This is a genomic window from Mycoplasma procyoni, from assembly GCF_017052595.1.
GTDB lineage: Bacteria > Bacillota_I > Bacilli_A > Mycoplasmatales > Metamycoplasmataceae > Mesomycoplasma_A > Mesomycoplasma_A procyoni.
In genome coordinates this window covers 43,465-66,556 of the sequence record NZ_JAFIDB010000002.1, presented here as the reverse complement: position 1 = coordinate 66,556, position 23,092 = coordinate 43,465, and the positions used below count along the sequence as shown (strand labels likewise).

The following is a 23,092-nucleotide window of genomic DNA, read 5'->3' as shown; positions in this document are numbered from 1 at the left end:
AATGCTGTATTTTCAGCATTTTTTTATTTTAATTTGTGCCATTTTGCCTTTTTGAAGTAAAATTACTTTATGAATTATACAAACTATTTTAATTATCTAGTCCAATGACTAAAAGATGAAGTAAAAAAAGCAAACATGGATGGAGTAATTGTCGGTCTTTCAGGCGGAATCGATTCTTCATTAGTAGCAGCAATTGCTAAAAAAGCTTTTCCAGATAATATGCTTGGTGTAATAATGCCAATTAACAGCATGGAAAAGGATTTAGACGACATCAAACAACTAACAACCAAATTTAATATTCCAAACATCACAATCGATCTCAAATCAACTTATGAAACAATGATCCAAAACTTCGATCTTTCAAACAAACTAGCAATCGCAAACATCAAACCACGTCTAAGAATGACAACCCTTTACGCCCTTGCTCAAGACAAAAGATACTTAGTTTTAGGTACTGATAACCTTTCAGAAATGTTTTTAGGATACTTCACTAAATATGGAGATGGTGGAGTTGATTTATTGCCTATTGTACAGCTAACAAAAGGCGAAGTAAGACAAATGTCCAGAGAAATCGGAATCCCTGAATCAATCATCTTAAAAACCCCTACAGCAGGTCTTTGAGACAACCAAAGCGACGAAGCAGAATTAGGCTTTAGCTATGACGATTTTGATCAATATATAAAAGATAAAACAAAACTAGATTCCAATATTATTAACTTAATTGAGAGGCAACACAAAATAACAGAACACAAGCGCCTTCCACTTCCAAGACCAAAAAAATATTCAGAAATCTAAAATATTTCACAAAAGGAAGAAAAAACTTTAAAAAAGTATTTTTTCTTTTTTAATTTTTTATAATAATACATACTTAAGGAATAATATGGAAAACAAAACAAACAAAAAGAAAAAAGCAATCATAATTTTAAGCTCCCTTGCTGCTTCAGTTATTGTTGCATCAGGAGTTGGAATTGGTTTATTATTCGGTCTTAAAAAAACACCAACACAACAACCAAAACCAGACCCAAAACCAGTTTTAAAAGAGGCTAATTTAGTTAACTTTAGCGAAAAAAATATAGATGATAAATACGCTGATTTAGAATTAGAATTTGCTTCACTTCCTCAAGAAATTGACATCGATCGTATTGTTTTAAAACTAAATTCAGATACAGAACTCACAAAACCAACTAAAATTAACAGAAACAAAAACCAGCTTGAAATTACACTAAGTAACCTTCAACCAAACACAGAATACAAAATCAGCGATTTATGAATTAACAACATCAAATCTAAAATGGAAATAGCTAATCCAACTTTTAAAACAAAACAAAAAGTTTTAACAGTAGAAAATGTTGTGTTTAAAAATATTAGTGAAGATTCAATGGATGCCGTTGTTTATTTAAGAAATGGTGAATTATTAGAAAAAGGGAAAATCCTTAATTTTCGTTTTGCTTCTGAGGACGGACACGTTGTATCTTCTGAAGATTTTTATGACTTTAGCACACAGAAAAATGAGTTTCATCTTCACTTTTTTAAAAAGTTTAAACCTAATACAACTTATATAATGCATGCTAACTATGATTTTGATTCAGTTTATTCCTCAAATCAAGAATTTAATTTCAGAACTAAAGAAATTAAGAAATTTAATGTTTTAGAAGCGAGCTTAAAAGAACTTGAACCAACAGTTATGCGTTTTTCTTTCTTCACAAAGAACAAAGAACTTTTAACCTCAAGCACCAAATTTAAAATTCAGTTGCAAAAAGATGATCAAATTATTGAAAAAGAAATGAAGTCTTACAGTTTTAATGGGGACAATTTAGAGTTTAAAATTAGCGATTTAGAAGAAAGCTCAAACTACAAATTTATAGCTTTAGAAAGAGATGATTTTGTAGCTTTTAGACAAACAATTGACTTTTCAACTTCTAAAAAATTCTACACAATTAAAAGTTCATACTTTATTGAAACAGACGGAGATTCAACTAAATTCTACTTTAAAGTCTATCCAGATTTAACTTCTATAGATTCTTTAAGTTTTGATCTTAATGGTCAAAAGAAAGAATTTAAAAACGTTGCAAAAACAAATGATTATTTCAATTTAGTTTTAGAAAATTTACAACCTAAAACAGAATATGTTTTAAGCAACTTTACAATAAATCAAAAAGAACTAAAAACAGAAAATGAAATTAAGTTTCAAACAGCAACACCTGATGCTAAAATTAATTCATTTCAAATCTCACAAAGCGACTATACTTCCATTATTGCAAACATTGATTTTTTAAATCCTGAATCATTAAGAAAAAATCAAAGTATTAAATTTAAATTACAGAAAGATTCTGGCGAAACAAAGGAAATTTCCTTTATTTGAGAAGAAAATAAGAAATTATTTCTATTTAATAATTTGGAAGAAAATACTTATTATAGACTAATTGAAGCAACTCACAGAAACAAAAGTTTGTTACTTGATAATGCCAACATCAGATTTAAAACAAACGATAGAAATGCTCCAAAACAAAGCTTAAAATCAATAAGAATTCAAAATGAAAAATACACAAGTGCACAAGCTGTTTTAAGCTTTGCGAGCGCTAGTTTATTACAAAACAAGCCAATAAAAATTTATTTAAGCGACTACACAGGAATTCAAAAAGAACTCATTTTTAATAACTATACAATTAGCGGAAATGATGTAGTTTTTAATCTTGAAAATCTTGAATCAGATAGAAACTACATAATTAACTATGTTTTAATTGATACAAATGCTATTGTTCCTGAAACTGGCTATCCATCTTTTAGCACAAAAAGAAGACCTGAAGTTTCTAATCTTTCTATCGCAAACATCACAAAAAGCAATGCTTCAGTTAATTTAGCAATTAACAATGTAGATCCCGTAGTTGAAAACTCACTTAAAATTAAAGTTAAATTAGACAACAATCAAGCATTTGAAAAAACTTTTTCAAATATTAGTTCTCAAACAAAATTTGACATTGAACTAAATAATTTAGTTGCTGAAACTAACTATTCAATTACAGAAATTTCAATCAATGATATTGTTCAAAACATTGATTTTATAAACACAAAATCATTTAAAACAGCTGATGATATTAAAGTTCAAAACATCTCTGCAAAGGATATTAAAGATAATGCAGCAACATTAGTTTTTGCCTTTGCAAATGCAGATAATTCTTATAAAAATCAAAGTTTTTCTTTTGATTTATCTGACGGTAAAAAAATCCAAAAAACTTCTGTAAATATAGAAAATTCCCTTTATGAAGTTCATTTAGACAACTTATCACCACACACAAAATACACAATTTCTAATGTTTTATTAAATGGAAAAACAATTGAAGTTTTAGACAAAGATTTTGAATTTACAACTTTAGAAGAAGCAAAAGTTGATGCAGTTGGAATTAATGGAGTTTATGAAACAAGTGCCAATCTTTCAATTTCTTTTAGCAACTTTTTATTAATTCAACCAAATCAAACAATTTTAGTAGAATTTAGTAACAATAAAACTGTAACACTTAATACTTCAAATTTAAGTGCAGGTTCAATTAATGTTAATTTAGAATCTTTAAATCCAAACACAGAATACAGATTAAATAGCATTAAAATAAATAATAAAGTAGTTGAAAATCTTGTTGAATATCCTGTATTTACAACTTCAAAAACAAGAGCAAGAATTTCAAACGCAACTTTCTCAAACATAAGCCAAAATTCTGCAAGAGTTGTTTTAAATGTGGAAAATGCAAACTGATTTGAATCAAAACAAGGCAATTTAGTTCTTCACTTTAGCTATCAAGAAAACAATACTTCTCATGTTTTAAACCAAAATATCGCTATCAGTTCTTTAACAAACAATCAATTTAGTTTTGATCTTAATTCTTTAATTTCAAACACAACATATAAACTAATTGCTGCAAGATATGAAAATGAAGAGCTGCTTGTTTTTAATCAAATTCACAGTTTTAAAACAAGAGAACTAATTGATTTAAGTTCTTTTTCTGTGTCTGAAATAACTAAAAATTCAGCTTTATTAAATCTAAATTTTATTAACTCAAAAGATATCGAAACAGAGAAAAGTATTACAGTAGAATTAAACGGAAATACACAAAAAACCTTTAGTAACTTCACAAAAAATGGTAATAGAATTTCTTTATTATTAGATAATTTAGCAACAGAAACAAACTATAGAATTACAAAGATTCAATATGATAATAAAGACATCAAAAAATCTATTTCTGTAGCCGATTTTAAAACTTTAGAAGACACAAAAGTTACTTCTTTAAATCAAACAAGTATTGGTCCAAATTTTGCTCATATTGAACTAAATTTAATTAATGCTCAAGATTACACAAACACTAACTCTATTGTCGCAACATTTAGCAATGGTTACGCAAAAACACTGAACGACTATGTGATTCAAAATAATAAAATTGTTTTAGACCTTCAAAATCTAACTCAAAACACTAATTATTCTTTAGAATCTTTGGTAATCAATGGAAAACAAATAGCTAAAAAAGGCTCATCTTTTGCATTCACAACAACACTTTCTCCAGCTTCTGTTTCGAACTTAAGTTTTTCTGAAACAAGCGCACTTACAACTAAAGTTGCTGCTGTTTTAGAAAACAAAGACTGAATTAATACAAACGAAAAAATTGTGGTTGCTTTAGTTAAAGATAATCAAGAAATAAGAAGAGAAATTACTGGTTATAGAATCGAAAATAACACTATTTCCTTTATTTTAGACAATTTAGAAAGCAATTCCATTTATGAAATTTCTAAAATAATTCATAAAGGAATTGAGCTAGAAATTAAAGAAGTAAACAGAAACTTTAAAACAGAAAGTGATTTATATATTAGTTCAGCTACAGCTTCTGAAATTACATATAATTCAGCTAAATTTAGACTAAATTTAAGAAATCTAAAAGATCTCTCAACAACAAATAGAAAAATTAGTGTTTTATTAAATGATGATTCAGTTCACGAAGATGTTGCTTATGAAATTATTGATAATAACACAATAGAATTTAAATTAATAGACTTAAGTCCAAATACAGAATACAAAATTTCTGGAATTACACACTTAAATCAAGTTTTCCAAGTTGCAAATAACACTGTATTTAACACTTTTAGAACTCTTGAAACTCCAAAAAGTGTTGAGCTTAATTCAATTAATATCACTAACGTCCAAAGCAACTCTGCAACTCTAGAAATAAGTTTTAAAAATCAAGAATTAATAAACGAAAACACGCCTTTTGTTTTTGAGTTTAATAACAACATCACAAAAGAAGTTACAAACTACAACAAAAACTATGCTAACAATTTTGTGTTTAACATCAATGACTTAAGTCCAAAAACAACTTATACAATTAGAAAGATTAAATACGCTAACAAAGAAGTTATTATTCCTTCTAATCTACAGGAAAAATCCTTTACAACGGTTGCGAACAGACCTGGAATTGATTCAATTCAAGTATCAAATACTTCTTCTGATACAGGAACTGTAGCTTCATTTAATTTACATCTAATAGACGATCATGCTTATAGTTCTTCTAAAAGAATAAAACTAAAAATTAAAACAGTTGATACTGGAGAATACAAAGATATTCAAGTGAAATTTGATGGTTCTTATTTAAATTCTGATAAATACATTTCAACAACTACATATTCACTGTTTGCTAACAGAACTTATGAAATTTACGGTGCATTTTATGGTTATCAAGACTATGATGAAGTTGCAATAGATTTCCCAACCGGAATCAGATTCTCAACACAAAAAACTCAAAACCAAGAAACTGGAAATAATGTTGTTGTGCAACCTGAACCCGAAAAACCAAAACCAAAACCAGAACCTGAAAAACCTAAACCTAACTACAATTATGATCAACCAGTCAATAACAATGACTATATAAGTAATGGCTCTACCACAGGGCTTAATAACTGAGATTGAATGTCTTCTTTAAATGACAATAAACTAATTTCAGATATTAGTATTCCAGGAACACATGATAGCGGGATGTTTAGTGGTCGTGGTTGAACTTACTTCTTTGGTCAATTGTGAGCTAAAACGCAGTCCAAAAGTTGAGAATACCAACTAAAACAAGGAATCAGATTCTTTGATGTCAGAATTGAAGAAAATCTTAATATAATCCACGGTAGTGCTAAATCGCTTACAAGTCTTCCAGAGATGCTAAAAGAATTTGAACGCTTCTTAAAACAACATCCACATGAGTTTATTTTAATTAGACTAAAAAGTGAAAACTATGGTGGTGGAAGAAACGAAAACTACCGTAGAAAAGTCGAAGAAGCACTCAAAAAACACTATGACATGCTTTATAAAACAGCAGATAACAGATCTGGTGGTTGACCTAAAGTAAAAGACGTTAGAGGAAAACTTATTGTCTTTAATGATCTTCACTCAGATATTTCTCAAGACACAACTTATGGTCCTTTATACTACAGAAATCAAAATAATTACACATTCTGAATTCAAGATAGATTCCAAAATGTTTCACAGGCCGAAAAACTTGGTTCAATCAAAAATCATTTCAAAGACTCAAATAATACAGATTTATCAGGAATAATGTTTATTAACTTTACTTCTTATACACAGGGAATTTACTCTGTTTGAGATGTCGCAAGCGGAATAAATGAACCAGTTACAAAGCACATTAGAGAAAATAAAGATCTTAAAAAACTCGGAATTGTGGTAAGTGATTTCCCTGGAGATGCTTTAGTTCAAGAAATAATTAACACAAACAGAAGATAAGCAGCAAAATGCTGCTTTTTTGTATTTTTTATATTTTTAACAAACTAAAAAGATATAGCAAGTTTTTTGTATTATAATATTAACAGATAATAAATGAATAGAAATAATGAGAAGGAGAATATATTTATTATGAAACAATTGACAATACAAAACCAAAAACAAGACTTTATGAATTTTATAATCTATAAAATTTTTAGTTCACAGTTCAAACAAAACTTTATTCTTGAAGGATCGAACGCTTTATTGTTTGATCAAACTGATTCAGATTTAGAAAATGAAACAAAATTATTTTATAGATTTCCTAAAGATATCGATTTTAATTTAAAGGATATAGAAAAAAACAACAAGTTATTCAAAATAATGACTGAAATTTTTAAAAATGAAAAAGATATTACTTTAAAAATAAATGAGCAAAAGTATGAAGAAGATAATTATAACGTTGTACAAATGAAAATTTCTAGTACTAAAACAGGATTAACAATTACAGTAAATGTTGATTTAGTTTATGAAGATAACGAATATGAAGTGATTACAAAAAATATTACCTATAATGATAAAATATTTTCAATTAATACTTATAGTATTGAAAAATACTGTTTTAATAAAATTGAGTATCTGCTAAAAAATATTGAAGGCATTAAAGGAAGTCAATTTAGAGTTAAAGACAATAACTTTATAAAATATCTTCTTGATTTTTCTTGATTGATAGTTTATAGGGTAACTGCTGATTTTAAGGAAATTTATAGCTTTTTTAGAGCTAAAAATGTGCATTTTGAAACAATAGCTACTCTTTTCAATGATATTATCGACTTGTTTAACAAAAGAGAAAATGTTATTTTTTATGAAACATATTTAAAAAATAATAAATTAGAGACGGAGGATGAGTTTGAAATTCAAACTCTTATAAGTCATTTAATTAGAATAAAGAAAAAATTCTCAGAGCTTTTCTAAAAAGTGAATTTGTAAAGGAGAAAAATGAGAGTAAATCCAATTTTTGAGCAAATCTATGAAGATTTAAAGTACGAACATCACATGAAACCAACAGAAGAAGATAACATCTACAGAAAATTAGGATATAAAGATATTAACTTCTTTATTAGAGATTTCGAAGACACAAAATCATTTTATATTACAAACAACCCTAAAAGACAAAAGATTTATTATGGAGATAATACACATTTTGATATTGTCTATATTCCTGGATTAGAAAAAAAAGATTTATATAATTTAGATTTTGTTGATCGTGTTTATATAATTTCTTATTTAATGTATTTTTATGCTTCCATTTCGCGTGAATATAGATTCTATAAATTCAATTGAAATGAAGGTCTTGATTTTATCATGACAGGGATTTATAAAAATCTCGAATATAATTTAAGTGAATTTGAAAAGCGTTATCCTGATTTCTTTGCTAAATTTTCTAAAAGAAATTTAGAAAAATGAGGATATAAGATTTCAGGAAACGATTTCAATAATTTCTATATAAACGATCCTGATTTTTAGATAAAAAAACATCAAACATTGCGTTTTGATGTTTTTTTTGTTTTAGTTTGCCATGATTATCTGCATTAAACTTAAAGATTCTTTGGTTTTAATTTGCTCGTGAATGTCTTTTGCTTCAGGGTTTCTATTTTGAAGTTTTGTGTTTAGTGCTTCAATTGTGCTTGCTCCAGCAAAGTAGATTTCATTATTGGCTTGACCAACAAGAGCAATTAAAAGACTAAGTTTAGTTTTAGAGTTTTGATTGTTTTTGATGTATTGACTATAGCCTTTAAATAAATCAAGTGTTTTAGCAGCATCAATATCATTTTTATATTTTTTAACCTCAATATATAAATAGTGATCTTTGTATTTGATTAAAAAATCAGGATAACTATTTGCAATTTCAAAAGAGTTTCTAACATACTCAAAGTTAATTCCTGAATAAGAAGGGTTTTTGGTTCAAATAGTTAGATTTTGCTGTATATCAGGGTTGTATTCACTCATATTTAATAAAACATCTACAAATTTTTCTTCAGCATCAGAATCTAAAGAAAGTGGTGATGTTTTTGAAGAAGAAGGTTCTTCATAAGCGTATTTTTCGTTTACATTTTTGCTTTTTTCACCAACTTGCTCAAAGATTGTATTGGGAAGAGCTTTTGCTTTTTCAAGTTTGTATTGAATATCGTTGTTTTCTAATTGTTTTTGCAATTCATTTTTGTAAAGGTCTAATAAATAAAACATTTTGTTTTTGATAAAAATGTATCAAAAAACAGTAGGATCGATTTTAGAAACAAGATTTTTGTTATAAAAATCTTGGATTTTATCTTTGATTTCTTTATAAATTGCTTTTTTGTTGTTTTGTAGAAAGTTTAGATTGTAAATTTCCATTTCAATCTTGTTTTCGAGTTTTTGAGCAACGATTTCTTGAGAACCATATTTTTTCTTTTCTGCAACAACAAAGCTATTTTTAACAAACTCTTTTTCAATTGCTTTATTTTGTTTAACAAAGTCATCAACATCGAGTTTATCAATAAACTCAAAAGCTTGTTTTTGATAGTGTTCTTTGTTAAAAATAGTGCTTGAGTTTACGTTTTGTAGCTTACCAAAGCTAAAGACTTGATCTTTAAATTCATTTTTAAGAATCAGTCTTTTTTGAGAGTTATCTTTGATATCTTGGTTGCTGTAAATATAGTAATTTAGAGCAACACTATTAAATCCAAAATCAAAACCTGGATTTGGATTTCTCTTGATTCTTCCTAAAGTTTGAATACTTAAGTTGTTTGATGAAACATCTCTAAGTTGCACTAACATACAGGCTCTAGGGATATTTCAACCTGTAGCAGGTCCAATTTTAAAGATAATAACATCTACTGTTGAGGTATTTTTTGAAATATCTCTAAGTGAGTAATTTTCTTTAAGTCTTAAGTTACTACTTTTATCGTTTTGATCAAAGTATTTTACTCAACTCAAGTTATTTTCTTCTAAAACTTTGATAATTAAATCAATGTTTTCGTCGAATTTCTTTTGTTTTTCTTTATCTTTTGTACTGCTGTTTTCGACTTGGATTAACATAGCAGCATTAATTCCTACTAAACCCGGTTCTTCTTGAGGACTATTATATAATTCCTTAATTCTTTTAAATTTAGCACATGCTGTTCTTAGAATTGTTTGATTATCTAACAATTCAGCATTTTCTAAATCATCATTGTATTTTTTGATTGGCTTTAGTAGTTTTATTTGATCATTGTTTAGCTCTTTTTCTGTTAGTTCAACAACTTCATTATCATTGTTTGGTGTAGCTGTCATTTTGAGTACAAAGTGAGCATTTGTTTGCATGTTTTTTTTCAAAAGAAGCAATTTCGTTTTTACCTTTTGAAGCTGTTTTTTCAACATCAGAACCAATGTGAGCTTCATCTCTGATGTAAATCAGTTTGTAGTTTTTGTGCTTGATTTCACTTAAAAAAGACTCTATCGCTTCTTCTTCTCTTAAAATGGAGTTAGCCTTAAAAGAAGCTCCACCCATAATGTAAACATGATTTTGTTCTGCATAAAACTTAAAATTCTTTTCAATTTTAGAGCTTGTTTTTGTGTTTGAAGGACTTTCAATTCTGTGAATTTGTAAGTCTTTGTTGTTGATATAGTGTTTGTATTCTTTGAAGTTTTCTTCCATTTGTTGTGGAAGTTGTGCACTTGATAAAGTAACAATAACAAAGATCAATTTTTGACTTTGATCATATTTTGAGTGATCAATTAATTTATCAATGTAATTGATCATCATAAAGGTTTTTCCAGAACCTGTTGGAGCTTTGAAATAAACAGAAGTTTTAGTGTTTTGATCTAAAGAAACTTTTGTTTTTTCAACCAACTGATCCACAACAAGTTCTTGGGATTTGATTAGTTTCATTTTAATCCTTTCTTTGAGGTTTAAGTGCTAGTAATTTATTAAGTAATTCAGCACTTTTAATATCGCTAAAATCAATTCCAAATTCTTTTAATAAAGAAATTAATTTATTGGTTAATTCAAGTGAATTTATTTCATTTGAATTAACAGAAACATCATAATATTTAATTCTAAAAACGTTTAGATTAGTGTTGTATGGTTCGTTCTTTTTGAGTCAATCAAATGATTCGCCTTTTGTGCCTTTTCCTGCATTAATCCTGTATAAACGTTCAAAAGTTACATCTTCTCCAATGTTATTTTCGTTGTTTGTAACGATAGTATAAGTTCTGTTTCCGCCGTCTTCTTTGTTTAGTTCTAAAACCGCATGCCCTGTAGTGCCAGAACCTGCGAAGAAGTCGAGAACACGTGAGTTTTTGTTGTTGTATAAAATCATTTTAATCAAATATTTTATTAATGATACAGGTTTGGGAAAATTAAAATTAGAATTATTAACTATCGAAATTAGTTCAGTTGAACCCGTTACTGTATATCCTACGTTATTATTTTTTGTTATTGATTTAGTAGGAGAAATTATTGTTCCGCTATTATTTTTTATATATCTAATTCTGAGGTTTTGTGTTCTTGAAATTAAAGTGGTTTTGTTTTTTAATTCTTCATTTAATTTGTCTTGGCTTCATTTTCATTTTGAAGAAATTAAAACCTCATTTTTATTTGAATTATTTTCTATTTCTAATCTATTGTGCAATTCTAAATCTTCATCCTTAAAAGGATTTATAAATCCGTTCTCAATCGAATTAAAATTTATTGTATTTGGTGGGAATTTTAGTTGCTTATATTTATTTGGAGCATTAATTAGTGAGCTATCTTCCATACCATCGCTGTAATTTGAGAAAAATTTATTTGTTATCTTTTCTTTATTCAATGAATAACAAATAACATATTCAAAATCACTTCTCGTGAATTTCGATAAGGAGGATCCTCCAACATTTTTATTTCATAAAAACATTTCTATAAAATTCTCTTCACCAAAGATTTCATCCATTAAAACCTTTAGGTATGCCTGCTCTGAATCATCAATTGAAACAAAAATAACTCCGTCCTCTTTAAGTAGTTGTTTGGCTAGTTTCAATCTTTCGTTCATTAAGTTTAATCAACCATTTCTGGAGTATTTATCTCTGTAAATAAACTTGTTTGCGAAGATATTTTCAGTGTCATTTGCAACGGAATTTCCATCATTTTTGGTTGCTTCTGTATTATAAGGAGGATCAATATAAATTACATCGTAGTTGTAATTAAGTGCATCTTTTTCTCTTTCTCGTTCAATTACTAAAAGATTCTTTAGTGCATCGTAGTTTTCACCAATAATTAGTGTGTTTTCTCTTGCTTTATCTTTGTCTAAAACAAAAGATAATTTCTCATCTTTTTCTAAAAGAGCAACAGTTTGAGAATCGCTCTCTGGTGCTGCATCAAATCTAAATCCTGTTTTAACTCTCTGAATTACAAACTGGAAAACATATTCTAGATCTTTGTCTTCGAATTTTTCCAGAATCTTAATTGCAATATCTTTTTGATCTTGGTTTAGTTCTTTTGAAGAGATTTCTTCAAGCTCTCTTTTGTATTTTTCAAATAATGTCATAATTTATTTTTGTGTAAATTAAATTATTTTTGAGGTTTTAAAGACAGTAGTTTAGAGAGCAGATCAACATATTTAGAATCGTTTACGGAATCGATGTTTTCAATTCCAAATTCTTTTAATAAAGAAATTAATTTATTCGTTAATTCCAGCGAATTTATTTCATTTGAATTAACAGAAACATCATAGTAATTAATTCTGAAAACATTTAGATTAGTGTTGTAAGGTTCGTTATTTTTAAGTCAATCAAAAGACTCTCCTTTTGTACCTTTTCCTGCATTAATCCTGTATAAACGTTCAAAAGTGACGTCTTCTCCAATGTTGTTTTCGTTGTTTGTAACAATGGTATAAGTTCTATTTCCGCCATCTTCTCTATTGAGTTCTAAAACTGCATGAGCTGCAGTTCCAGAGCCTGCGAAAAAGTCAAGAACACGAATATTTTTAGAAGAAATAATAGACAATAATCATTTAATTAAAGAAAGGGGCTTAGGATATGAAAAAGAAGATTCTTTATTTATCGATGAATTAAGTCTGCTCCCTTCTGCGTTTAAAAAGTTGTCAAGTCAAGTTTTAAAATTATTAAATTTAAGAGAAGATTCATCATTTGTAAAATATTCTTTTCTATATATTTTTTGTTTATGGAAAAATAATAAATTATTATCTTTCAAAAATTTTTCTTTACTCCATAATCATCTTCCATCCTCGTTCTGAACTTTGTTTGGAAGAATTTCTAGCGAGTTATTTGATTTTTCAAGAGAAAATGTTTTTTCGCTCTCATTGTAGTAAATTGGATAGTATAAATTAGGTCTATTTTTTCTTTTCCCTTCCTCACCCGAATTTTGAAATTCTTTAAGAAGAAAATTCCCTTTTTCATCAGAAAAATCATATTTTTTTTGACCTGTTATTTCCTTTGTGAAAATTGTTTCGTTTTTGTTTTTTGAATAAATTAGTAAATAATCGTGAAGTATTTGCAGTTCACGGTCAGATATTTTTCTAATGTGACTTGTTGTTTTTCTTGGAGCACATGCAACAAAATTCTCTTCTCCAAAGATTTCATCCATTAAAACCTTTAGGTATGCCTGCTCTGAATCATCAATTGAAACAAAAATAACTCCATCATCCTTGAGCAGTTGTTTAGCAAGTTTCAATCTTTCATTCATCAAGTTTAGTCAACCATTTCTGGAATATTTATCTCTGTAAATAAACTTGTTTGGTGAGATGTTTTCTGTGTCATTTGCAACAGAATTTCCATCATTTTTGGTTGCTTCTGTATTATAAGGAGGATCAATGTAAATTACATCGTAGTTGTAATTAAGCGCATCTCTCTCTCTCTCTCTCTCTCGATCACTAAAAGATTCTTTAGTGCATCGTAGTTTTCACCAATAATTAGTGTGTTTTCTGTTGGTTTATCTTTGTCTAAAACAAAAGATAACTTTTGGTCTTTTTCTAAAAGAGCAACAGTTTGAGAATCACTCTCTGGTGCTGCATCAAATCTGAATCCTGTTTTAACTCTTTGAGTCACAAATTGGAAAACATATTCTAGATCTTTGTCTTCGAATTTTTCTAGAATTTTTATTGCAAGATCTTTTTGATCTTGGTTTAGTTCTTTTGAAGAGATCTCTTGTAGATCTCTTTTGTATTTTTCTAATAGTGTCATTTGTCTCCTTAATAATAACTTTGTAATTAAATTTTACTACAGATAAATTTAAATACAAATCAAGCACTAAATTAATTACAAGACAAAGAAATTGCGAAAAATCTTAATTTTTGAAGTTTTTTGGAATTTTATTAATTTTTAATCATTTCTATTAATTATTCTTATGGTAGTAGTGATATAATTAAATATATTAATTAAGAAATAAGAAAGAGGATATTATGGAATTTCAAAAAACATTACAAGAAATCATTTCATTAAACAATCAAAAAGAATCAAAAAGAAAAATTGTTTTAATTGATGGAGATGATAAAAGAGCGATTGAAGCTGCAGAAATGATTGCTAAAACAGATTTAATTACACCTGTTTTAGTGGTTGATAAAATAAATGAAAATATTGATAAACGTGTTATTCAAGAAGTTGTTTCAGAAGAAAAACAAAACATTTATGCACACAAATTCTTTGATTTCAGAAAAGGAAAAGAAACATTAGAATCAGCACAAGCTGCAATGAGAACAAAACCATTCTATGCAATGATGATGCTTAAAAATAATGAAGTAGATGGTGTTGTTGGTGGACTAAACTACACAACAGCAGACATTTTAAGAGCCGGATTTAAAGTTATAGGACCAAAACAAGGAATTAAAACTATTTCTTCAGCTATGATTATGCACAAAGGAGATGAAAAATTCATCTTTTCAGATATTTCTGTAAACATTAAACCAAATGCAGATCAATTAGCAGAAATTGGATTAAATGCTTCTGAATTCGCAAGAAGCCTAGGAATTGAGCAAAAAGTTGCTTTCCTTTCATTCTCTACAGATGGTTCAGCTGTTAGCGAAGAATCAAAATTAGTACAAGAAGCTAAAGAAAAATTCAATCAATTAAGTGTTAACACAAAAGCAATCGGAGAAATTCAATTTGATGCTGCATTTGATGAAAAAATCAGAATGAGCAAATACAAAAAAGAAGCATACCAAGGAAAAACAAGTGTTTTTGTATTCCCTACACTAGATGCAGGAAATATTGGATACAAAATTGCACAAAGATTAGGTGGATTTGGAGCTATTGGTCCAATCATCACAGGTATTGCAGCTCCAGTTAATGACCTTTCAAGAGGTTCAACAACAGAAGATGTTTACAACACAATTTTAATTACAGCACTACAAAGCTTTGAAGGAGAAAACTAAGATGTCTAAAAAAATATTAGTTATTAATGCCGGATCTTCATCAATGAAATGATCTCTTTTCAACAAAAGTGATTTTTCTGTTTTAGCAAACGGAATTGCAGAAAGAATTGGAATTGATGGATCATTTTTAAAAATGTCTTTTGGAGATCAAGATTTTAAAAACGAAATCAAATTATCAAATCACAAAGATTCAGTTGTTGAAACAATTAAAATGTGAAAAGAAAACAATGTAATTTCAGATCTTTCAGAAATCGAATTAATCGGATTTAGAGTTGTTCACGGTGGAGAATACTTCAAAGACTCAACAAAATTAGATCAAAAAGCAATTGATTTAATTGATGAGTGTTCAAAATTTGCTCCTCTACACAATCCAGGAGCTGTTCAAGCAATTAAAGCTTTCCAAGAAGTTGTGCCAGCTGCTAAGTTATCAGCAAGTTTTGATACAGCTTTCCATACAACAATGCCAGATGTTTATTCATACTATGGAATCAACAAAGAATTTGCTAAAAAATACGGAATTAAAAAATACGGAATGCATGGAATTAGCCACAAATTCATTACTTTAAAATTACAAGATATCCTTAAAAAAGACAAAGTAAACTTTGTTAATTTACACATCGGAAACGGTGCTTCATTATGTGCTGTTAAAGAATCTAAATCAGTTGATACTTCAATGGGATTCACTCCTTTAGCAGGAGTTATGATGGGGACAAGAAGTGGTGACATCGATCCTGCAATCCATGAATATGCACTTTCAGCTGCAAACATGAACATCAAAGAATTTACAAACCTTTTAAACAAACAATCAGGATTATTAGGTGTTTCTGGAGTGTCTTCAGACATGAGAGATTTAGTTTCAAAATACAAAGAAGGAAATGCAGATGTTGTATTTACACTAGAACTATATTCACAAAAAATTGTTGATTATTTAGTTAACTACATCAACAAAGTTGGTAAAAACATTGATGCTTTAGTATTTACAGCAGGTATTGGAGAAAACTCATTCTTTATTAGAGATTTAGTAATCAAAAAACTAAACTTAATGAATTTAAATGTTGAATTAGATGATTCTAAAAACGCTGTAAGTCCTTCAGAAATTAAAGATTTTGCTCTAATTTCTAAAGCAAATTCTGATATTCCAGTTTATGTAATCAGAACAAACGAAGAGCTATTAATTGCTCAAGATGCACTAAAACTATATGAATAAAGCAATTTTTCCAGGGAGCTTCGACCCTTTTCACTCGGGGCATTTGAATATATTACAAAAAGCTCAAAAGCTTTTTGATTATATTTATATCATTGTTACTTTTAATCCAGACAAAGACAACAACAAAGATTTTGAACAAAAAGTTCAAAACGTCAAAGAGATGACTAAAGAGCTAAAAAACATAGAAATTTTAGTCAATCAAAAGGAATTAACAGGTGTTTTAGCAAAAAGACTGGGTGTAAATTTCTTAATTAGATCAGCAAGAGACAACATTGATTTTAACTATGAACTTGAACTTGCGTTAGGAAATAAAATTGTTAATAGTGAGCTAGAAACAATTATTTTCTTTCCTGATGAATCAACAAAAACAATCAGTTCAACACTAGAAAGGCATAAAAGAATTTTAGGTAAGTAATATGTGAAAATTTATAGTATCCTCTTCCAAAAAAGACAACTGATATGATCACAATGGATTTGAAATCTGCTTTATTGGAAGATCTAATGTTGGAAAATCCTCTTTAATTAATGCTCTTGCAAACACAAAAATTGCCAAAACTTCAAACACACCAGGAAGAACACAATTAATTAACTTTTTCAGCGACGATCAAAACAGAGTTGTTGTTGATCTACCTGGATATGGTTATGCTAAAATGTCTAAAAGTGCTGCTGAAAAAATGTTTGAAATGATTGAGCAATATTTTGCTCAAAGACTCCAACTTAAAACCGTTTTTCTGCTATTTGATTCTCGTTTAGGTCTACAAGAAATCGATAAACAAATGATTGAGTTTTTAAATTCAGTCAACAGAAAAATAGTTTTAGTGGGAACTAAAATGGACAAACTAAATCAGTCTCAACAGCACGCTATCAAAAAACAAATGGAGCAATACAACAATTTCAAAAACATTATTGTTTCATCTCAAACAAAAAGAAATATTGCAAATCTTCAACAAATAATTAATGAAGAGTTTAATAACTAAGAGGACTTATCCTCTTTTTTAAATTCCTAAAAATTTTTGGTCGAATTTAGCAATTTTAAAATATAATAAAAATATATAAAAAGGAGAAAATATGCAAAGAAAAAAAATACAAGACTTTCTAAATAGAAAATACTTTAATACACAACACTATGAAATTGATAAAATCGAAAGAGTGGTAAGACTAAAACCAGAATTCCACCAAATGCTTCTAAAACAAAGAGGTACTAATTTTGGATTCAAAAAAATTGGAGGTTCATCATTAGGTGATGTTTTATTAACTGATCAATGAAAATCGCAGTTTTTAGCATTCTGTAGAATGTCAAAACTTGATCTGCCAATTTTAGACACAAAATACATTGATGCCGGAGTTGCGATCGAACCTAAAGTTATTGATTTAATTTCTAAAAAATGAAACAGAGAAGTACAAACATTTAACCCAGTTGAATATGGTTATGATTATTTTAGAGGAAAAGATGATGTTATTGGTGGAATTCCTGATGGTTACATCGCTCAAGAAAATGTAATTATCGAAATCAAAACAACACAAATCAAAAACCTAGAAAAATGAGAATCAGGAGATATTCCATTAAACTACTTAAAACAAGCTCAACTATACTCTTATTTAATGAACTCACCACACTTTATCATTGTGGCAACTTTTTTAGAGCCTGAAGACTACGAAAATCCCCAAGATTATGACATTAGCAAAAGAATTGTTAAGTCTTTTAAATTCAAAACAAACGAAGAACAAATTAAAGATGATATTGTAAAAATCAAAGATTGATACTATAAATACACAGATTCAGGAGTTTCTCCAAAATACAACGAAAGACTGGATGCAGCTCTTTTAGAGTATTTAGAGTGTAAAAATATGGATGAGTGAAGAATGCTTCTTGAAAAATGAGCAGATGAAGGAAAAATTGATAGATAGTAATTATGGACAAAAAAGAATATATAACTTTTTCTCAATTTAAAAGATTTTGCAACTCACAACCCTATTTCATCTGAAACACAATTGAAAAAGCACAAAGCGATGAAATAGAAGATGATGAGATTGCTGATAATTATTGAGAAGTTTTTGGTTATGAAGATTTTTCTTCAATTGAAACAAAAGAATTACCAACCCATTCATCAACTTCAGCTTTCAATAAACTAAATGAAATTTTTGAAGATCAAATAAGATCTACTTTTGGTATTGAACAAATTTATTTTGTAAAAGCCAAAAGCAATGAAGAAGCAATTGAAGAAACTAAAAAGGTAATTGAGTCCAAAAAATACAGAATTATCCTTTATGGAGCTTTTGAGTATAAAGGAGCAATTGCAAAAATTCCTTTTATAGATCTTCAAGAAGAAAAGATTTCACAAATAAAGGTTTCATCATCAACTAAAAAAGATGATATTTTAAAACTATATTGAAGTTTCTGAATTGCAAAACAAACTCTGAAAATACACAAAATCTCTTTATTTCTTTTAGAAAAAGTTGAATTTCCTAAAAAAGATCAACAAGCTTTTAAAGAAATTTTTCACATCAACACAGGAAAAACAACAAAAAAATGATCTCCTGCAAAAGAGAAAAAACTGATTTCAGAAGGAGCAGATCCAAATGATTTCTTTTATTTTAAAACAAGATTAGCTCAAGAAGGTTTAGAATTATCAGCAGCAGAACTAGATGAAGATATAGAAAATGTCCACATTGACAATAATATTTTTGCAATCATTTCTTCTCGTGAAATAGCTGAAAAAGAACTTCCAGAAATTAATTATGCAATTGATTCAATTATGGAAGCAAAAGAAATTACAACGTTAGATCCTATAAGTAATTTAGACAATGGCGATTTTGCTGCAAATCCTAATTTTTCAGAAATAGTTGCTCTAAAACACCCTGAATTAGCGGGTTTTAGTGGAAATATTCTTTCTAAAAAAACCATTATTGATATGGTTAATAATCCAAATATTCCTCTATATCAACTATTACGTGAAGTTTTCTTAAGCCAACAAATAATCAAAGGTGAAATTAAAATCCACCATTCAGAAGAATTGGAAAAGATTCTAAATGATCTAAACGATCCTAAAAAACGGATTGTTTGATACGACTTCGAAGGTTACTCTCTGCCTTATCCTCCGATTGATGGAGTTGGTCCATACAACCAAGTTGTTTTCCAGTTATCAATTAAAGAAACACACAACAATAAGATTATTGATGAAAGTTTTGATTCAGGAAATATTGTTTATGATCCTAAAAAAATTGATGAAAATTCTTTTTTTGAAATCATCAAAAGAATTTATTCTAATAAAGCGGATCACTTTGTTGTTTTCAATGAAGGTTATGAACTCACAAGAATTAAAGAAATGCTAAACATCATCAAAGCAAAAACAGAAAACACACCTTATTATTCAAAATATTTAGAAGCTCAAAAATATGCTGATCACATCAAAGAAAAAACAATTGACTTAGCTAAATTCTTTAGTGGTTACTCAGAAAAAAACAAAAATCTCCCTTTTATTTTTATTCCAGATCTTAAAGGTTTTTACAGTATCAAAAAGATAGAAAAATACATCACTAAAAACAATATTAAACTCGATCACTTAATTACACCTTATGTAGAATTAGAAGTTCAAAATGGTTTAATTGCCATGTCAAAAGCTATTTCAAGAGCTGTTGGCGACATCGGTGATAATGAGTGAGAAATTACCAAAAAGAATCTCAAAAAATACTGTGAAAATGATGTTATGGCAATGATAATGGTAAAAGATTTTATCAACTATATTATGAAAAACTATCAATATACGACTCCAAAAAGCAAAAAATAAGCTTTTTGGTTTTTATTTCAATATCGCTTTTTAAAGGTATATAATTTTAATATAGAGAATAAATTGAAATACAAAAGATTAAGTTTATCTAAAAAACAATTTTTTGTAAGGAGTAAAAATGAAATTTATGTCACTTTTAACAAAATTATCTACAACATTTATGGCAATATCTTCAGTTTCAACAATGCCTGTTTTAACATCTTGCCAAAAGAGTCATAAACCAGATTCTACAGCAAAACTAAAACACAAATTATCTAAATCTGATTTGTCCTTTTTTAGCGAAACAGAGACATCCGATTACTTTTCAAATTTTGAATTTGGAGTGGTTCATTTTAATCCCAAAACCTATAAACCCATTGAAGAAAGATATTCTGCTTATAATTTTTATTTATATAACCTTGACACCTTTAAGATTTTGGAAGAGATGATTCCAAATATTTCTTATAATAAAGAAAACATAAAAAATGATATTGATGTAAATGAATATGTGGGATATCAGTTTGGTGAACTAAAAGATTCCACAAAAACAGAAAAAGATAAAAAACAATATTTAGTTAATTTCATGACTTTTGAAGTCTCTGATTTAGTTGAAGAAAACGAGAAAAAAACAGAGATTAAAGAACCGAAATATATTCCAATTCTTATAGATCAAACAGATAAAACAAACGCAGGAAAAAGAAGTAGTTTTAGAGTCAAATTTGTTTCTAAAAATGCAGAACCTAAAGAATTTAGTGATAATTTGCTTTCTCCAAAACACACAAAGCTAACTACAAAAATAGATAAAAAAACAAATAAAAAATATATTGTTTATACACACACTTACAGTTATCTCATTACAGGATTTGAACCTGCAATTCATATAGGACAATACTTCTTTGATTATGAATTTGCTGATTTTAAATCAAAAGAAATTTCCCCTACTAACGATTTTAAATAAAAAGCAATTTCCCCTACTAATTAAAATACAAAAAAACAGTTTAAATAAGATAATATTGCTTATTCAAACTGTTTTTCTTTTGTTTTTAACAAACACAAACATTTTTATAGTTTATTTACAAAGAATGTAAAAAAGAATATATAATATTAATAAATAAAATCTTAAGGAGAAACATGAAAAAATTATTCATCGTTGGAAACTGAAAAATGAATAAAAATTCTAAAGAAACAAAAGAATTTTTAGATCAATTTGAAGTTGAATACAAATCAAACAAAGATAAAATTGCTGCAACTACTTCATTTGGAATTGCTGCACCATTCACAAACTTATTTTTACTACAAGACTCAAGAATTGCATCAGTAGCTCAAAACTTTTCAAATTTTGATTCTGGAGCTTACACAGGGGAAATTTCTGCATCAATGCTTAAAGATTTAGGTGTTGAATATGTTGTTTTAGGACACTCAGAAAGAAGACAATACTACTCTGAAACAGATGAAGTAGTAAACAAAAAATTACATCAAGCACTAAAAGAAAACTTAACTCCTATTGTATGTATTGGAGAAACTTTAGAAGAATACGAAAGTGGAAAAACAAAAGATGTAATTTTACACCAAATTAAACACTCACTAAAAGGTGTAGAAGACTTTTCTAAAGTTGTTATTGCTTATGAGCCAGTTTGAGCGATTGGTACAGGAAAAACAGCTACAGCAGAAATTGCTCAAGATATCTGTTCATACATTAGACAAAATACAGCAAGCAATGTTGTTATTCAATACGGAGGATCTGTATCACCAGCAAACATTGAAGAATTAATGTCACAAAAAGATATCGATGGAGCATTAGTTGGTGGAGCTTCATTAAAAGTAGATTCATTTATTAAACTATTAACATTAAACAAATAATGTGGTATAATTAAAAAAAATTTATTCTCGGTCTAGAAAATGTTCGATTCTTTGCTGGGTTTAAATATAAAATAAAGGAGACTATTTAACATGGTTACAAAAGAACGTAAAAGAGAACTAACAATCGAATTTGGTGGAAACGAAAAAAACACAGGGATGATCGAAGTTCAAATTGCTATTTTAACAGAAGACATCGAATCTCTAAAACACCACTTTGCAGTTAACAAAAAAGATAAACACTCAAAAAGAGGGTTTATGGCAAAAGTTAACAAACGTAAAAAACTTTTAGCTTACCTAAGAGAAAACAATTTCGATTCTTACAAAGCAACTATTGAAAAATTAGGAATTAGAAAATAGTTGACAAACAAGCCTCGGCTTGTTTTTTTTATTGCTCAAAAAAGGAATAAAAAAAATGGCGGGGCAAACAGGATTTGAACCTGCGCGGGCGGTTAAGCCCCTAACGCGTTAGCAATGCGTCCTCTTCAGCCTCTTGAGTATTGCCCCACAAGATTTATAAAAATATTATACAAAAAAACCAAAAAAAACAAAACAAAAACTCCCATTTTGGGAGTCTATATCTAGTTTCTAACTATTTTGTACCACATGTACATGTTGAACAAGAACAGTTGTTGCATGTGCAGCTGTTGCATTTGCAGTTTGACATCTAAGCACCTCCTTTAATTTATTTACAATTAAATTTTAATACACTTTTGATCAAAAAAGCTAAAAAAAATAAAAATCGATGAAAAAAACGCGAAATTTTGACATTTTTTTGTCCAAAGAATAAAAAAAGAATTGTTTTTGAGACAATTCTTTAGTTTTTTGCGTTTTTTACAGCACGCATAACTGCTTTGACTTGTGATTCTGAAGCTTTTCTACCCATTTGAGCGTACATAGCTTTAATCATTTTTTCTGTAATAGGAGGATTTTCTTTTAGTTGTTTTTCAAACATTCTTTTTGCTATAAAGAATCCTACGAACCCTCCTGCAATGAATAGAACAATAGCAACAGCTATTACAATTCCTATTCATCCACCAAGACCAACTCCTCCAGCTTCGTTTACATAAACTGTAGCAGTAGTTGTTGCTTCATTAAATAAAGATACCATTAATTCCTCCTAATTTATTATTTAATT

19 protein-coding genes and 1 tRNA gene are annotated in these 23,092 nt (G+C 28.2%); 13 read left to right on the top strand and 7 right to left on the bottom strand.

What is annotated here, in order from left to right; translation table 4 throughout:
* The first annotated feature begins 69 nt into the window (after positions 1 to 69).
* From nadE to JV122_RS01185, 4 genes are all read left to right on the top strand, one after another.
* Positions 70 to 795, top strand: coding sequence for an NAD(+) synthase (gene nadE / locus JV122_RS01200; protein ID WP_205842691.1), 726 nt, complete (start codon positions 70 to 72; stop codon positions 793 to 795).
* A gap of 85 nt (positions 796 to 880) precedes the next feature.
* On the top strand, positions 881 to 6,763 hold the full coding sequence (locus JV122_RS01195; protein WP_205842690.1) for a phosphatidylinositol-specific phospholipase C domain-containing protein: 5,883 nt from the start codon (positions 881 to 883) through the stop codon (positions 6,761 to 6,763).
* 129 nt (positions 6,764 to 6,892) lie between these two features.
* Entirely contained in the window at positions 6,893 to 7,714 is an 822-nt protein-coding gene (locus JV122_RS01190) for a nucleotidyl transferase AbiEii/AbiGii toxin family protein (RefSeq protein WP_205842689.1), read from the top strand.
* Positions 7,715 to 7,738: 24 nt separating this feature from the next.
* Positions 7,739 to 8,266, top strand: coding sequence for a hypothetical protein (locus tag JV122_RS01185; RefSeq protein WP_205842688.1), 528 nt, complete (start codon positions 7,739 to 7,741; stop codon positions 8,264 to 8,266).
* 42 nt (positions 8,267 to 8,308) lie between these two features.
* Here JV122_RS01185 and JV122_RS01180 read toward each other — a convergent pair whose 3' ends face one another.
* The 5 genes from JV122_RS01180 to JV122_RS04385 are packed head-to-tail and all read right to left on the bottom strand — an operon-like array spanning position 8,309 to position 13,936.
* The gene (locus tag JV122_RS01180; protein WP_240463386.1) at positions 8,309 to 10,093 is read right to left on the bottom strand and encodes a DEAD/DEAH box helicase; all 1,785 of its coding nucleotides are present in this window, start codon (positions 10,091 to 10,093) and stop codon (positions 8,309 to 8,311) included.
* Positions 10,026 to 10,649 carry a DEAD/DEAH box helicase family protein gene (locus JV122_RS04395; RefSeq protein ID WP_308699317.1) on the bottom strand — a complete coding sequence of 208 codons (624 nt, stop codon included), beginning with the start codon at positions 10,647 to 10,649 and terminating at the stop codon, positions 10,026 to 10,028. Before JV122_RS04395 ends, JV122_RS01180 begins: the two co-directional genes overlap by 68 nt.
* A gap of 1 nt (position 10,650) precedes the next feature.
* Positions 10,651 to 12,282, bottom strand: a complete 1,632-nt coding sequence (locus JV122_RS01175; protein WP_205842686.1) for a site-specific DNA-methyltransferase — start codon at positions 12,280 to 12,282, stop codon at positions 10,651 to 10,653.
* 23 nt (positions 12,283 to 12,305) lie between these two features.
* The gene (locus JV122_RS04390; protein WP_308699320.1) at positions 12,306 to 13,568 is read right to left on the bottom strand and encodes a site-specific DNA-methyltransferase; all 1,263 of its coding nucleotides are present in this window, start codon (positions 13,566 to 13,568) and stop codon (positions 12,306 to 12,308) included.
* Between the two features lie 5 nt (positions 13,569 to 13,573).
* A complete protein-coding gene (locus tag JV122_RS04385) occupies positions 13,574 to 13,936 on the bottom strand; it encodes a type III restriction endonuclease subunit M (protein ID WP_240463385.1) in 363 nt (120 codons plus the stop codon).
* Between the two features lie 218 nt (positions 13,937 to 14,154).
* Between JV122_RS04385 and JV122_RS01165 the strand changes: the two genes are divergently transcribed.
* From JV122_RS01165 to rpsO, 9 genes are all read left to right on the top strand, one after another.
* Positions 14,155 to 15,123 (top strand): phosphate acetyltransferase, encoded by a 969-nt coding sequence (locus tag JV122_RS01165; RefSeq protein ID WP_205842685.1) that lies wholly within the window; start codon positions 14,155 to 14,157, stop codon positions 15,121 to 15,123.
* 1 nt (position 15,124) lies between these two features.
* Positions 15,125 to 16,330 carry an acetate/propionate family kinase gene (locus JV122_RS01160; protein ID WP_205842683.1) on the top strand — a complete coding sequence of 402 codons (1,206 nt, stop codon included), beginning with the start codon at positions 15,125 to 15,127 and terminating at the stop codon, positions 16,328 to 16,330.
* A complete protein-coding gene (coaD, locus tag JV122_RS01155; protein ID WP_205842681.1) occupies positions 16,323 to 16,745 on the top strand; it encodes a pantetheine-phosphate adenylyltransferase in 423 nt (140 codons plus the stop codon). The genes JV122_RS01160 and coaD overlap by 8 nt, the downstream gene beginning before the upstream one ends.
* Before the next feature lies 1 nt (position 16,746).
* Positions 16,747 to 17,307: a ribosome biogenesis GTP-binding protein YihA/YsxC gene (gene yihA / locus JV122_RS01150; protein ID WP_205842679.1), complete on the top strand. Its 561-nt coding sequence runs from the start codon at positions 16,747 to 16,749 to the stop codon at positions 17,305 to 17,307.
* Positions 17,308 to 17,398: 91 nt separating this feature from the next.
* Positions 17,399 to 18,238: an MAGa7180 family putative nuclease gene (locus JV122_RS01145; RefSeq protein WP_205842677.1), complete on the top strand. Its 840-nt coding sequence runs from the start codon at positions 17,399 to 17,401 to the stop codon at positions 18,236 to 18,238.
* Positions 18,239 to 18,243: 5 nt separating this feature from the next.
* Complete coding sequence (locus JV122_RS04905) at positions 18,244 to 20,118, top strand: DUF2779 domain-containing protein (protein ID WP_205842676.1); 1,875 nt, start codon at positions 18,244 to 18,246, stop codon at positions 20,116 to 20,118.
* 118 nt (positions 20,119 to 20,236) lie between these two features.
* Positions 20,237 to 21,055, top strand: coding sequence for a hypothetical protein (locus JV122_RS01135; protein WP_205842674.1), 819 nt, complete (start codon positions 20,237 to 20,239; stop codon positions 21,053 to 21,055).
* 173 nt (positions 21,056 to 21,228) lie between these two features.
* The gene (tpiA, locus tag JV122_RS01130) at positions 21,229 to 21,957 is read left to right on the top strand and encodes a triose-phosphate isomerase (protein WP_205842672.1); all 729 of its coding nucleotides are present in this window, start codon (positions 21,229 to 21,231) and stop codon (positions 21,955 to 21,957) included.
* 90 nt (positions 21,958 to 22,047) lie between these two features.
* Complete coding sequence (gene rpsO / locus JV122_RS01125) at positions 22,048 to 22,314, top strand: 30S ribosomal protein S15 (RefSeq protein ID WP_205842670.1); 267 nt, start codon at positions 22,048 to 22,050, stop codon at positions 22,312 to 22,314.
* A gap of 56 nt (positions 22,315 to 22,370) precedes the next feature.
* Here the strand turns inward: rpsO and JV122_RS01120 are convergent.
* Both JV122_RS01120 and JV122_RS01115 read right to left on the bottom strand, forming a co-directional pair.
* A tRNA-Ser gene (locus JV122_RS01120) sits at positions 22,371 to 22,461 on the bottom strand.
* A 310-nt stretch (positions 22,462 to 22,771) separates the two neighbouring features.
* A complete protein-coding gene (locus JV122_RS01115; RefSeq protein ID WP_205842668.1) occupies positions 22,772 to 23,065 on the bottom strand; it encodes a YneF family protein in 294 nt (97 codons plus the stop codon).
* Positions 23,066 to 23,092: the final 27 nt, after the last annotated feature.